At 74.5% G+C, this 13,544-nt stretch carries 13 protein-coding genes; 12 read left to right on the top strand and 1 reads right to left on the bottom strand.

The window, feature by feature from the left end:
• Nucleotides 1-23: 23 nt before the first annotated feature.
• On the bottom strand, nucleotides 24-1,403 hold the full coding sequence (locus tag A6F73_RS32905; RefSeq protein ID WP_063352025.1) for a hypothetical protein: 1,380 nt from the start codon (nucleotides 1,401-1,403) through the stop codon (nucleotides 24-26).
• 375 nt (nucleotides 1,404-1,778) lie between these two features.
• On the opposite strand from A6F73_RS32905, the gene A6F73_RS32900 reads away from it, so the two are divergent.
• The 12 genes from A6F73_RS32900 (at nucleotide 1,779) to A6F73_RS43630 (ending at nucleotide 13,514) form a co-directional block, all read left to right on the top strand.
• Complete coding sequence (locus tag A6F73_RS32900) at nucleotides 1,779-2,855, top strand: acyltransferase domain-containing protein (protein WP_063352024.1); 1,077 nt, start codon at nucleotides 1,779-1,781, stop codon at nucleotides 2,853-2,855.
• Complete coding sequence (locus A6F73_RS32895; RefSeq protein WP_063352023.1) at nucleotides 2,852-4,819, top strand: hypothetical protein; 1,968 nt, start codon at nucleotides 2,852-2,854, stop codon at nucleotides 4,817-4,819. Before A6F73_RS32900 ends, A6F73_RS32895 begins: the two co-directional genes overlap by 4 nt.
• 17 nt (nucleotides 4,820-4,836) lie before the next feature.
• Nucleotides 4,837-5,874 (top strand): ketoacyl-ACP synthase III, encoded by a 1,038-nt coding sequence (locus tag A6F73_RS32890; protein WP_063352022.1) that lies wholly within the window; start codon nucleotides 4,837-4,839, stop codon nucleotides 5,872-5,874.
• 87 nt (nucleotides 5,875-5,961) lie between these two features.
• On the top strand, nucleotides 5,962-6,801 hold the full coding sequence (locus tag A6F73_RS32885; protein WP_063352021.1) for an SDR family NAD(P)-dependent oxidoreductase: 840 nt from the start codon (nucleotides 5,962-5,964) through the stop codon (nucleotides 6,799-6,801).
• Nucleotides 6,798-7,940, top strand: coding sequence for a beta-ketoacyl-ACP synthase 3 (locus tag A6F73_RS32880; protein WP_063352020.1), 1,143 nt, complete (start codon nucleotides 6,798-6,800; stop codon nucleotides 7,938-7,940). The genes A6F73_RS32885 and A6F73_RS32880 overlap by 4 nt, the downstream gene beginning before the upstream one ends.
• Nucleotides 7,937-8,257 (top strand): acyl carrier protein, encoded by a 321-nt coding sequence (locus tag A6F73_RS32875; RefSeq protein WP_063352019.1) that lies wholly within the window; start codon nucleotides 7,937-7,939, stop codon nucleotides 8,255-8,257. Before A6F73_RS32880 ends, A6F73_RS32875 begins: the two co-directional genes overlap by 4 nt.
• Nucleotides 8,254-9,519: a beta-ketoacyl-[acyl-carrier-protein] synthase family protein gene (locus tag A6F73_RS32870; RefSeq protein ID WP_063352018.1), complete on the top strand. Its 1,266-nt coding sequence runs from the start codon at nucleotides 8,254-8,256 to the stop codon at nucleotides 9,517-9,519. Before A6F73_RS32875 ends, A6F73_RS32870 begins: the two co-directional genes overlap by 4 nt.
• An 81-nt stretch (nucleotides 9,520-9,600) precedes the next feature.
• On the top strand, nucleotides 9,601-9,954 hold the full coding sequence (locus tag A6F73_RS32865; RefSeq protein WP_063352017.1) for an antibiotic biosynthesis monooxygenase: 354 nt from the start codon (nucleotides 9,601-9,603) through the stop codon (nucleotides 9,952-9,954).
• 128 nt (nucleotides 9,955-10,082) lie between these two features.
• A complete protein-coding gene (locus A6F73_RS32860; RefSeq protein ID WP_063352016.1) occupies nucleotides 10,083-10,901 on the top strand; it encodes a maleylpyruvate isomerase family mycothiol-dependent enzyme in 819 nt (272 codons plus the stop codon).
• Nucleotides 10,902-11,050: 149 nt separating this feature from the next.
• Nucleotides 11,051-11,617, top strand: coding sequence for a Uma2 family endonuclease (locus A6F73_RS32855; protein WP_063352015.1), 567 nt, complete (start codon nucleotides 11,051-11,053; stop codon nucleotides 11,615-11,617).
• A 220-nt stretch (nucleotides 11,618-11,837) separates the two neighbouring features.
• Nucleotides 11,838-12,206 carry a hypothetical protein gene (locus A6F73_RS41890; RefSeq protein WP_159398658.1) on the top strand — a complete coding sequence of 123 codons (369 nt, stop codon included), beginning with the start codon at nucleotides 11,838-11,840 and terminating at the stop codon, nucleotides 12,204-12,206.
• Between the two features lie 201 nt (nucleotides 12,207-12,407).
• On the top strand, nucleotides 12,408-13,514 hold the full coding sequence (locus A6F73_RS43630) for a hypothetical protein (protein WP_063352013.1): 1,107 nt from the start codon (nucleotides 12,408-12,410) through the stop codon (nucleotides 13,512-13,514).
• The last annotated feature ends 30 nt before the right edge of the window (nucleotides 13,515-13,544 follow it).

Genomic DNA, 13,544 nt, shown 5'->3' with positions numbered 1-13,544 from the left:
GCCGGTACCGCGGGCGCGAATCGTCAGGCGCGCCCCAGGGCGGTGGCCCGCTGGATGAGGTGGTCCGCGGCCGGTCGTCGGCGGTGGGGGAGCAGGAGTCCGGGCATCCGCGCCCTGGCCAGGTGGGCTCGGCGGGAGGCCAGCAGCGGGTAGACGTCGAGGAACTCGTGCCAGGTGGCACAGGCGGCTTCGATGTGCCCGGCCGCCAGCTGGCGCTCGGCCAGCCTGCTGAGGACGACGGCACGGGAGCGGGACTCGCCCCGCGGCCTGCGGGCGGCGGACACCTCCAGGAGCTTGATCGCCCCGGCAAGGTCGCCGAGTTCGACTCCGACGAGGGCCCGCTGGTGGTCCCACGAGGCGCGGTGGTAGTCGCCGATCGGCGGTGGCGGGCCCGTGGCGTTCGTGAGGAGGTCGCGGGCGTCGCCGATGTGGCGCAGCGCGGCCGTCCGATCGCCGACGGCGGCCTCGGACAGGGCGAGTTGCCCCAGGACGGAGGCGCGCAGCCGCGGCGCCGAGGAGCTGATGTGGCAGTCGGCGGCGGCTTGCGCCAGGCGCAGGCTCTGGCGCCGGTGGCCGAGTTCGTAGGCCTGGGTGGCCATGGCGCGCAGGGTCATCGCCTGGGCGGCCGTGTCGCCGGCGTGCCGGGCCAGGTCGAGGGCGAGGCGGTAGTACTGGCCGGCGAGGCCGTTGAGGTCGTCGTCGATGTGCATGAAGGCGCACAGGTAGCACAGCCGGGCGGTCGCCCCGAGGATGCCGAAGTGCCGGACGGGCGGGGCGGGTGCGGCGAGCATGGGCGCCGCCGTGGTCGAGAGGAACGCGGCGAGTGCGGTGCGGGCCTGGCCTCCGCCGTGGACGCGGTCGATCGCGGAGAAGACGGGCAGCAGCAGGGCGAGCGCGTCCGGCTGGGGCGGGGGCGCCTTTGCGCCCGCGGGTACCGGCGGGCCGGTCAGGGCTTCGGCCAGGCCTCCGGTCGCGGCTTCGGTCGGGCCTTCGGTCAGGCCGGTCGGGCTGCCGGACGGGGCGGGCGGCGGCTGGTAGGAGAGGAGGTTCCCGTGGCGATCGGGTGCGGCGGCCGCCGCCGCGAGCCGCGCGAGCACCGCCGGGGAATCCGGCGTCGAGGCGTCCGGCGACGGGGCGTCCGGCGGCGGGCCGCCGAATCCGGCGTCGGCCAGGGTGACGGGCCGTCGGAGCCGACGACCCAGCGCCGCGCAGACAAGGTGGGGGGCGGGCTTGCGGGGAACAGCTCCGGTGAGCCACTGGTGCACCGAGGCGCGCCCGTAGGCCCGGGCCCATCCGGATTCGGCGCCGATCTGATTGACGGCCCGGGCCAGTTGCTCTCCGGTCCATCGGGCTTCTTTGAGGAGTTCGCGAAGGCGGGCGTTCGGCACACGGCGGACGGCCATGTCTCTCCCGGCGGGTCGTCGACGCCGCGCTCACGGCGGCCCGGTCCGGCCTCCGCGGTACGCGGTCGCGCTGCGCACATCCCGCCATGCTATCCGCTCGCGGTGCCGCCGGGATACCCGAATGGGATTCCCAACTCGTTGTAATTCCTTGAAAGTTGACGCCCGGAAAAGCTTGACGGGCCGGCCGTCGAAAAGCGCCCGCGAGGGCGGCCGCAGACTCCACCATCGGTGATGTCGGGGCGTTTCCTTCGAACGTGCCCCAGGGTGGAGGCGGAATCCGTGATGTCCGGCCCGCAGCGTCCGCAGAGTCCCACGGCCACCGGAAAGTTCGTTCACATGTTCCCCGGGCAGGGGGATTTCAGTCTGACTCCGCTGTTGCGGACGCTTCCCCGCGTCGGGTCGCTGGCGCGCGCGGTCGCCGAGGTCTTCGAGGAGGCCGACGTGGTCGCCGCCGAGTTCGGGGTGGCGCCGATCGGCCCCCGCCTGGCAGGCGGCTCCCGTTCGGGTGTCGGCTCCCAATTGACAGGCGGCTCCTGTTCGGGTGACGGCTCCCGACTGACAGGTGGCTCCCCGCTCAGCGTCGGCGCGCTGGCCGCCGAGCCGCCCGGGACCGTACAACTCGCGCTGTTCGGTGTGTCCCTGGCGGTGCACCGCGCACTCGAAGCCGACGGTTGCCGGGCGCACCGCCTCCTGGCGGTCAGCTTCGGCGAGATCCCCGCGCTGACCGCGGCCGGATGCTGCTCGGTCGCCGACGGGGCCCGGCTGGCCTGCCGGCTCGGGCAGTTGCTGACCGGCCACGGCGGCGGCATGACACTGCTGGGCGCGGGCCCGGCCACAGCCCGCCGGCTGCTCGCGGCGGCCGGGCCGGGCACGGGCGTGGTGGTGGCCTGTGTCAACCACGGCGGGGAGACGGTGGTCTCCGGCCCGCTCGACGGGCTCGCCGTCGTCGAACGGTCGGCGACGGCGCACGGCGTGGGGGCGCAGCGGCTGCGGCTCCCGTTCATGAGCCACCACCCGGCTCTCGTCCACGAGGCCGGCGCGTTCGCGCACTTCGCCCGACGGCTGCGCCTGTCCCCGCCGCGCCGACCGGTGTACTCGGCGGTGGCCGGCCGGCTCTACCGCGCGGACAGCGACCTGCCGAGCGCGCTGTCCGCCTGCCTGGTCAGGCCCTTCGACCTGCCCGCGGTGTTCGGCGCGGCCCTGGCGGACGCCTCGCTGGTCGTCGAGGCGGGCACCGGCAGCACGCTGACGAACAGCGTGCGCAGGATCGACCCGCGGCAGGACGCGCTCGCGCCGGTCGCCGACGGCCCGTGGCCGACCGGCCCCCAGGCGCCGCTTCCGCCCCTGGCGCCGCTGGAGCCCCCGCGCTCCTGCCCGCCTCCCGCCGCGCCGGGGGAGGGCACGTCGCACGACCACCACCCGACCACGACGGCCGCACGGGGGGACGCGTGAACACCGAACGGAGGCCCGGCGAGGAGACCGACGCGATCGACGTCCTGACCCGCCTCTCGGCGCTGCTCCCTCCCCGGCGGGCCGCGGAGTTCGGGCAGCTCCTCGCGGACCACCGGGCCGAACACGGGACGGCAGCCCTGCGCACGGACGTCAGCGCGCACCGGCGGCTGGCCCGCCTGGCGGCCTCGCTGCCGCCGGCGGCCGAGGTGGTCGCCGACGCGGACCTGCTGGCCGCGCTCAGTGAGGCGACGGCACTGGCGGATCCATCGCTCTATCAGACCTTCCTCTCCCACTACACCCTGTGCGTCGGCTCGCTGGTCCTCCTGGGCGGCAAGGCCGCGGACCCGGACGGCGCCCTCGCGCACGCACGCACCAAGGGCTCCTTCCTGGTCACCGAGATCGGCGACGCCGGCAGCCACCTCGGGATCCGCACCGAGGCCCGGTTCGACCCGGCCCGCCGCGCGTTCACGCTGCACACCCCGGACCACCGGGCCGCGAAGTTCTCCTCCGTCGCGGCGCTCGGCCTGCCCCAGCAGGCGGTGGTCTGCGCACGGCTGCTGACGGGCGCCCAGGACGGGGGAGTGTTCTCCTTCCTCGTCGACATCACCGGGGCCGACGGCCGCCCGGCACCGGGAGTGTCCGTCTCCGGCCCGCTCCCGGTGGGCGCACTCCCGCTGCCCTACGGCCTCGTCCGGTTCCACGGCGCCCGAATCCCGTACGACCGCTGGCTGGCGGACGGGGCCGGGATCGACGCCACGGGCGTGCTGCACGACCCGCAGCCCAGCGCCGACGCCCGCCTCCAGCGGACCCTGAGCTGCGGCCAGGGGCTGTGGGCCACCCTGCCGTCCGCGATGGCGGGCCTGGCGGGCCGCAGCGCGGCGATGGCCTGGCGGTTCAGCGCGGGCCGCCGCTCGCACGGCCGGCTGGCGCCCGGGAGCCCGGTCCTGGAGTACCGCACCCAGCAGCACGCCGTCGTCGGAGCGCTGGCCGCCGCCTTCTCCCTGCGCTGCACCGCCCGGGCGGCCCTGTCCACGTGGGCGGGCCTGCGCGCCGCAAGGCCCTCCGACGGGCCGGGCACGGCGATGACCTTCTCCCCCTGGGCCGCGGTCGACCGCTCGCTCGCCCTCCACAAGGCGCACAGCACCCGGGCCGTGGCGGACCTCGTCGACTCCCTCCAGCACCGCTGCGGGGTGTCGGGCCTCTTCGACCACAACCGGCTGCCGGGCTACCTCGGCTTCGCCCGCGCCTTCGACAACGCCGGCGGCGACAACACCCTCATCCTGCTCGACGCCGGCCGCGCCCTCGCCGAGGAGCGGGCACGCCCCGATCGGCGGCCGTCCGGGCCGGGCCGGTTCCCGTCAGACCAGGGCCGGTTCCCGTCCGATCCGACCGACGCGGCGTGGTGGCCCGAGGTCGTCACCGCGCTGCAGGACCGGCTCGCCGACGACCTCGCCGCCGCGGCGTCGGCCCGTACCGAGGCGCTGCGCCGCTCGCCCCACCGTTCGCTCCACCGCGACCTGGACCTGTGGAACCCGCTGCTGGAGGACGCCCTGGAGCTGGGGGACGTCCAGGCCCGCCGGCTCGCGGCCGAGGCCGCGGTGGAGGGGAGTACCGCGCACGGGCACGGGTGGTCCGTTCCCCGGGCGGCCGACCTCGCCGCGCTCGACGGCCTGCGCCAGGCCCGGTGCCTGGCCGGTCCCCTGTTGGCGACCGGCGTGCTCACCCCCTCGGCCGTCCGCGCCCTGCCCGCCGCCATGGACGCCCTGTGCGACCGACTGCGTCAGGCCCTGCCGGACATCGTGGCCGCCCTCGACCCCGGGGCCGGCCTCGCCCGCACGGCCCTCGACGAGCCCGACTACGCCGCCGCGCTCCTGGCCGCCCACGGTGCCTCCGCCGGCGCCCCCGCCAATTCCTCCACCGGCTCCTCCACCGGCTCCTCCGATCGCACCGGGAGCACGTCGTGAACCGAAGGAAGCCCCCCATGACCGGCGTCCTGGGCATGGGTACGTACCTGCCCGCCGAGGTCCGCGGCAACCACGAGGTCGGCCCTCCCGCCGGTGTCTCGGACACCTGGATCACCGAGCGCACCGGCGTGCTCGAACGGCATCGGGCCGCACCCGACGAGGCCGCCTCGGACCTGGCAGCGGCCGCCGTACTGGCCGCCTGCGAGGCCGCCGGCATCCCGCCGGACCGGCTCGACCTCGTCGTCGCGGCGACCTCCACGCCCGACGAACTCGGGCCGGCCACCGCCTGCCGCGTCCAGGCCCTCGCCGGCGCCGCCAACGCCGTCGCACTCGACGTCAGCGCGGCGTGCTCCGGCTGGCTGTTCGCGGCCAAGGTCGCGCACGCCTGGCTGGCCACGACCCCCGGCGCCCGGTACGCGGCGGTCGTCGGCGTCGAGGCCTACTCGAAGTTCGTCGACCCCGCCCACCGAGCCACCGCCGTCCTCTTCGCCGACGGCGCCGCCGCAGCCGTCCTGGGCCCCGTCGACGACGACGCCGGCTTCCACAGCTTCCGCCTCGGCTCGGACGGCCGCGGCGCGCACCACGTGCTGATCCCCGCCGGCGGCAGCCGGATACCCGCCGGCCCCGAGAGCCTGACCGCCGGGCTGCACCACATCCACATGGACGGCCGGGTCGTGCGCGACTTCATCACCGAGATCTTCCCCCGCCTCGTCGACCAGGCCCTCACCGACCACGGCCTCGACCTCAAGGACATCGACGCCTTCATCACCCACCAGCCCAACCCGGTGCTCCTGCGCGCCGTCGCGGACCGGATCGGCATCCCGGCCGAACGCCTGCACATCACCGGGGACCTGACGGGCAACATCGGCGCGGCCTCCGCCCCCTTCGCGCTGGCCGACGCCGCCGCCCGCGGCCTGCTGGCCGACCGGGTCCGTGTGCTCGTCTGCGTCTTCGGCGCCGGCCTGACCTGGGGCAGCGCCCTGCTCACCTGGACGGGCGCCCGCTCCCTGCGCGCGCCCGTCCGGTCCAGCAGCGCCCAGGACATCCCCTCCTGAACTCCCCCGCCCGGGACACCGCCGTCCAGGACGGCACCGCCCGGAACACCACCGACTGACGCCCCGCCGGAACCGGAGGAACCCCTCATGACCATCCTCAACCGCTTCCGCCTCGACGGCCGCCGCGCACTGGTGACCGGCTCCTCGCGCGGCATCGGCCAGGCCGTCGCCGTCGCGCTCGCCCAGGCCGGGGCCCGGCTCGCCCTCTCCGCCCGCACCGGGCCCGCGCTGAAGCACACCGCCGACCAGGTGGCCCGCTACGGGGGCACTCCCGTCCTGGTCCCCGGCGACCTCGCCGACACCGGGCAGGCTGCCATCGTCGACCAGGCCGCCCACGCCCTGGGCGGCCTCGACATCGTCGTCCACAACGCCGGCATCCTGCCCACCAACCCCGACGGCAGCACCCTCCTCGCACCGCTGCAGCACCTCCCGCAGCACGTCTGGGACGAGGTGGTCGCGGTCAACCTCAACGCCACCGCCGCGATCTGCCGGCACGCCCACCCGTACCTGGCGCAGTCGGACGGTGCCAGCCTGGTGCTGATGTCCTCGGTCGCGGGTCTGGTCGGCACGCCCATGATGGAGGTCTACGCCGCGACCAAGGCCGCCCAGGTCTCCCTCGCCCGCAGCCTCGCGGCCGGCTGGGCCCGCAGCGGGATCCGGGTCAACGCGCTGTGCCCCGGCTGGGTGCGCACCGACATGACGGCCGCCGTCCACACCAACGCCGCGCTCACCGACTGGCTGCTGGCCCACGTGCCCATGGGGCGCTGGGCCGAACTGGAGGAGGTCGCCGCGGCGGCGCTGTTCCTGGCCTCGCCCGCCTCCGCCTTCCTCACCGGGCAGGCGATCGCCCTGGACGGCGGCCTCTCGGTCCCCGACGGCGGTCTGGCGGGCACGCCCAAGCCGCCCTCCCCGTTCGCCGCGGTATGACCTCGCCACCCTCCGCCCCCTTCCCCGGCCGCCGTGCCACGGCGGTGATCGCCGGCCTCGGCTCCAGCCTCCCGCCCCGGGAGGTGACCAACACCCAGGTCATCGCCCGGGGCGGCCTGGACACCACCGACGAGTGGATCACCGGCCGGACGGGCATCCACCGCCGGCGGCTGGCCGGACCCGGCGTCAGCACCGGGGACCTGGCCACGGCCGCCGCGCGCGCCGCGATCGACTCCACCGGCTCCCCGGGCCTGCGCCCGGACCTGCTCCTGCTGGCCACCACCACGCCGGACCGCCCCTGCCCGGCCACCGCACCGGAGGTGGCCCACCGCCTCGGCCTCGGACCGGTCCCCGCGTTCGACCTCGCAGCCGTCTGCTCGGGCTTCCTCTACGGCCTGGCCACGGCCTCCGCCCTGCTCCGCAGCGGCGCCTGCCGCACCCCCCTGGTGGTCGCGGCCGAGAAGTACTCGGCCATCGTCGACCCCTTCGACCGGGACACCGCACCGCTCTTCGGCGACGCCGCCGCCGCGGTGGTACTCCGCCCCGGGGACACCACCGAACCCGGGGCCCTGCTGGAGACCGACTGGGGCAGCGACGGCGGCGAGAGCGACCTGATCACCGTGGCCGCAGGCGGCTCTCGACTCCCCGCCACCGAAGCCCCCGGGCGCGGCGACCGCTACTTCCGGATGCGCGGGCGCCAGGTCTACGCCCACGCCGTACGCCGCATGGCCGCCTCCGCCGGGGCCGCCCTGGCCGCGACCGGCTGGCAGGCCCGCGAGGTCCAGGCCTTCATCGGGCACCAGGCCAACCAGCGGATCCTGGACGCCGTCGCCGACCGCCTCGGCATCCCGCCGCGGCACCGCTTCGGCAACATCCGCGACGTCGGCAACACGGCGGGCGCCTCCGTACCGCTCGCCCTCGCCGACGCCGCCGCCCGAGGGGCCTGCCGCCCGGGCGCCCCGACCCTGCTCACCGCCTTCGGCGGCGGTCTCACCTGGGCCTCCGTCACCCTGCTGTGGCCGGACGCACCCGTACGGACGGCCGCCCCGGAACCCCGGCCCCGGCGCCACGACCATGACCGCGACCACGACCCCGCCCCCGACTCCGACCACGACCACGAGGAGGTCAGCCCACCGTGAATCCCGTCCGCGAGCACCTGGTCACCCTGCTCACCGAGAAGTTCGACACCCCCTCCGACACGATCGGCGACGACGCCGCCCTCGACGAGCTCGACCTCGACTCCCTCGCCCGGATCGAACTCGTCGTCACCCTCCAGGAACACTGGGGCGTCGCCCTGGACGACGACCTCGACTCCGCCGCCGACGTGACGGTGGGCCAACTCGTCGACCGCATCCACGCCCTGCTCGCGCAGCCCGTCCAGCCCGTCGCGTCCGTCGCGCCTGATCCGTCCGTCCACCCCGTTCACCCCGAGCAGCCGCCCGGCCCAGCCGCATGAGTGCAGCCCGCCCACCGCTCGCCGTCACCGGGATCGGCCTGGTCACCCCGGCCGGTCACGGGGCGGAGCCGACCTGGCGAGGCGTCCTCGACGCCCGCAGCACGGCCGCACCCGACCCGGCGCTCGCCGGGCTCCCCGTCGTCCTCTCCTGCCGGGTCCCAGGCGACTCCGCCGCGCTGGTCGGCGGCCGCCAGCCCTGGCGGCTGGACCGCGCCACCCGCTTCGCCATCGCCGCCGCGCGGGAGGCCGTCGCCGACGCGGGCCTCGAACCCGCGCGCTGGGACGGCGCCCGGGTCGCCCTGGTCCTCGGCTCCGCCGCCGGAGGAGTGGGCAGTTACGAACACGCGGCGGAACGACTCCGCACCCTGGGCCCCTCCGCCGTGTCCGCACTGGCGCTCCCCGCCTTCCTGCCGAACATGGCAGCAGCTCAACTCGCCATCGAGCTCGGCGCGACGGGCCCGGTGCTGCACACCGCCACCGCTTGCGCCTCCGGGGCCGCCGCCATCCACACCGCGGCTCTGCTGCTCCACGCCGGAGCCTGCGACATCGCCCTGGCCGGCGGCACCGACGCCATGATCACTCCGGTCTGCGTCGCCGGATTCGCCCGGATGAAGGCGCTCTCCCGCAACACGGACCCCGCCCGCGCCTCCCGCCCGTTCGACGCGGACCGCGACGGCTTCGTCATCGGCGAGGGCTCGGGCTTCCTCGTCCTGGAACGCCGGTCGGACGCGGCGTCGCGGCAGGCCACGCCCAGAGCCCTGCTGGTCGGCACCGGAACCGCCACCGACGCCTACCACCCCGTCGCACCGCACCCGGAAGCCCGCGGGCTCGAAGCGGCCGCCCGGCTGGCCCTCGCCGAGGCCGGGGCCGGCCCCGACGACGTCGACCACGTCAACGCCCACGGCACGAGCACTCCGCTCAACGATTCCGCGGAAGCCCGCCTGGTCGGCCGGCTCTTCGCCCGGCGCCCCCCGTCCGTCACCTCCGCCAAGGGCGTGCTCGGCCACACGATGGGCGCCGCCGGCGCCATCGAAGCCGCCCTGACGGTGCTCACCGTGCAGCACCAACTCGTCCCCGCCACCGCGGGGTTCGCCGTCCCCGACCGGGAAACCGGCGCGATCGACCTGGTCCACGGCGGCCCCCGCCGCCAGCGCCTCCACCTCGCACTGAGCACCTCGGCCGGATTCGGCGGCCACAACACCGCCCTCGCCTTCGCCCCCGCCGCCTCCGCCTCCGCCTCCGCCTCCGCCTCCGGGAGTTGACACCGGGACGAGGACGCCATGCGCATCAGCCGTTCAGGAAAGGGCTGGATCGTTCGGTGCATCCCGCCTTACGGTGGCGCCATGAGCGATCACCCCGAAGCACCTGTCGCGCCCGTCGAGGCCTATGAACCCCCCTACTACCTGGCCGTCTTCACGACAGTGCGAACCCAGGACCAGAGCGGTTACAGCGAGACCAACGCACGCATGGAAGACCTGGTGAAGGACATCCCCGGATACCTGGGGATGGACCACGCCCAGACTCCCGGCGGCCTGGGCATCACTGTCGGATACTTCCGCGACGCCGACGCCCTCACGCAGTGGCGGAGCAACGTCGAGCACCGCGCGGCGCAGAAGCGCGGGCAGGCCGAGTGGTACCAGAACTACACGCTGCACGTGGCGAAGGTGGAGCGCAGCCACGGCTTCAGCCGCGTGTAGGGGTCTGCGGAGCCCGATAGCGGGCTGACCGGCTCCCGTCGTCCAGGCGGGCCGCGGTGGTCAGGGGCCGGACCGGACCGTGTCGCGGGTCTGGACAGCGGTGCCGGGGTCGGTCAGTCTTCACCACCATGACCCTCCCGCTCCCCGAGCACGTCCCCGGTGCCGCGCGCACCGCGCTTTTCGAGGCCGTCACCGCCGTCGGCGACGAGGCCGTCGCCCTGCTCGCCGGCGGCCGCGGCGACACCCCGATACCCGGCGCCGAGTGGACGGTCGGCGAGGCCGCCGCCCACCTGGCGATGGCCAACGAGCTGATGGCCGCACTGGCCGCCGGCGAGGAACGGCCGTACGGGGACGGCACTCCGGGGTCGCTGGCCGCCGCGAACGCGGCCTCGCTGGCCAGGCGGCCGGAGCGGGGCCTGACCGTGCTCGCCGGGGTGATCGCCCGGCAGGCAAGGGAGTTCACGGCGGCGGCCGGTGTGCGCGGCGGCACCGAGCCGGTGCTGACCCCGCTTGGCCCGATGGACCTGGACACCCTCGGCGCCTACCTGCTGACCCACATGCTGGGCCACCTCTACGACATCGCCGTCGCGCTCGGGCGGCCGCACCCGCTCGACCGGCACCGCGTCGAGTTGACGATGCCCTTCCTGCAGATGGCGATGCCCCGGGTGCTGGACGCGCGCGCCGCGGCTGGCCACAGCGCCTGCTACCGGCTGCGGGTGCGCGGCCTGGGCGGGTTCGCGGTGACCTTCACGGACGGTGCCGCCGTGGTGAGCCAGGAGCCGCCGCGCCGCCCGGACTGCACGATCCTCACCGGCCCGGTGGCGTTCTTCCTCATCGCGCTGGGCCGCTACACCGCCACCGGCGCCCTCGCCCGGGGCAAGGTGCTCGCCTGGGGCCGCCGGCCGTGGCTGGCCCCGGGCTTCCCCCGGCTGTTCGCGGCCCCCTGAACCCGCCCGCCCGCCCGCCGGCCGGGCGTCGGCCGCCGCCCGTGTCACACCGACGCATCGTGACGTCATGTGGTGGCGCCCAGGGGCGGACACGTCAGACTGTCACTGGTCCGTTCTGCGGGTTGAGATCCCGGACAGGAGAGCAGCACGTGAGTACAGCGCACGCCGGCCCAGGTGACTACAGCCAGGTGCCGAATCCGGAGCAGGCCCTGAAGTATGCAATTCGGCATATTGCGGGTGACCGTGTCGAGATCGTAGAGGGAGTCATCACCCCGGTGTCACCGTCCTGGGCCCACGAGAGCGCTGTCGACCTGATCCGTGAGCAGATCGGCCCTCGTATGCGCGAGCTCGACCTCCGTGCCGGCTCCGGGAACCTCGACCTGCCCGGCACGGAGAACTTCTACGTGCCGGACCTGGCCGTCGTGCCCGCCGAGCTGGCGAAGACGGAGGGAGCGCTCCTCCCGGACCAGACCGTGCTCGTCGTCGAAGTGACATCACCGTCGAACGGTGAAACCGACAGGACCGCCAAGCGCCGGCGCTACTCGCAGTTCGGCGCGCCCGTGTACCTCCTGGTCGACCGGCAGGAACGCACCTGCACGCTGCTCTCCCAGCCGGGCCGGCTCGGCTACACCCGGGTGGAAGGACCGCACCCCTTCGGCACCCCCCTGCAGCTACCGCCTCCGCTGAGCCTCGAACTCGACACGGCGGGTTTCTGAGTCGGGGAGTTAGGGGTTGGGGAGTCGGCCAGGCGGCGGGTCGGCTCCGTGGCCTGACTGGGGGTTCGGTGAGCCGATTGCCCTGCGGTGGCGGCCCGGCAATCCTGGGTGAATTGGGTGAAATATTATCGAGTTTTACGATTTAACCGCCCTGCCGTGCGGTGGTGGCATGCGTGGATTCCGCAGCATGAAGCGAAGTCACCAACCAAGAGGTGGAGAGATGATCAAGAAATTCGCTGTCGTTGCAGCTGCTGCCAGTGCTCTCGTTCTTGCCGACGCGAGCTGGGCCGTCGCCGACTCGGGCGGCCATGGCGGCACGGACAGGCGCGGCGGAGACGTCGGCATCGCCTGCGTGGTCGGCCAGGACGCGGGCTTCTCGAACAACTGCGGCAACACGTACATCTACAAGCCCAACATTCTGGGCGACCTGCTCAACCTGCTCTCGCCGCCTCCCACCACCGGCGGTGGCGGCAACAACGGGGGTGGCGGTAACAACGGCGGCGGTGGCGGTAACAACGGCGGTGGCAACAACGGCGGCGGTACCGGCAACAACGGCGGCGGTGGCAGCGGCAGCGGCGGCAACAGCTGATCCGTTCGACACCGGCGTGTTCTCCTCCTTGACCACGCCGGCGGGGCCGGGGACGCACCGGGCACAGCACGGGTGCGTACCCCGGCCGTTGCGTGCCCTTTGGAGCACAGATCGGTGCCCGATCGTCCGTTGTGCTGCGCGGCGACAGTCCGGCCGGATATGCCAGAGGGAACACCTGTCGCGCCTCCGGAGGGGTTCCCCATGCACGCGAAAGACCCCGGCAAGCCGTCGGAGCCGCAGCGGCGCCGCGACCTGCCGCGCAAGGCCGATCCGGCGGCCGACGGACTGGGGTTGAGCCTCGGGGGCGTGTCTGCGCAGACGGTCCTCGCCTTGCAGCGCGGCATCGGCAACGCCGCGGTCTCGCGGGTGATCGAGCGGTCCAGGCACCAGCACGGTGCGGGGTGCGGTCACCCGCAGGCCGCCGTCGGGGCGGGCGCACCGGTACAGCGGTCCACCGCCCAACGGAGGACGGGGGACGCGCCGGCCGCCCGCCCCGGTGAGCCGGTCGTGCAGCGCGCCATCACCTACGCCAAGGCCGACTGGTCACGGCAGCACCTCTCGCCGGACCGTTTCGCGGAACTGCTCCAACAGGCGTCCGGCGAGCAGGACGGTGACGGATTCAGCGTCCCCTACCGGGAGTTGTTCAAGGCCCTGGAGGAGTCCGCGATCACCATCGAGATCGACGAGCAGACGGACATCAAGGGTGCACGCGCATTGTTCGCGCTCAGCAACGAAGGAGAGGGCGGCGCGCTGCGGATCACCCCGCCCAAGGACCAGGCCTCACCGCTCGAACTGCGGGAATTCGCCGCGACCGTGACCCATGAGATGCAGCACGCGCTCGACTCGGTCACCGGTCGTTTCAAGTCCCAGGAGAAGCCGCAGACGATGGCGCAGCGGAAGATCTCCACCGAGTTGCGCGCGTTCGGCGAAGAGGCGGCCGCGGCGCTCAAACTCGCCATGGGCGACAGCTACAGCAAGAGCCAGGGGAAACTCTCCGCGATCCTGAAGACGATCCCCCCGGACCGGCTCACGCCCGAGCGCAGTCGACTCGCCGGCGAGTTCCACACGATGGACAGCTACCGGGCCGCCGGCCGGGATCCCCTCGACGCCTTCGGGGCGGCGATCCCGATCCCCAACAGCGTGCTCCTGGAACGCGTGGCGGGCTACCTGTCCTTCTACAAGCTGGTCGCCGACACCCCGACGAGTGCGGAGGCACTCCAGTGGCTGCGCGCCACCCCGGCGGTGGTGGAGAAGGGCCTGGTGGAGGGGACCGTCCTGTTCCACAACCACCGCCCGCAGCCGGAGTGAGGGCGCGGGCGGTCGGGAGGGCGCGGGCGG

This window comes from Streptomyces sp. MJM8645 (assembly GCF_001625365.1).
Taxonomy (GTDB): Bacteria; Actinomycetota; Actinomycetes; order Streptomycetales; family Streptomycetaceae; genus Kitasatospora.
This window is presented reverse-complemented; position numbering and strand designations above follow the sequence as displayed.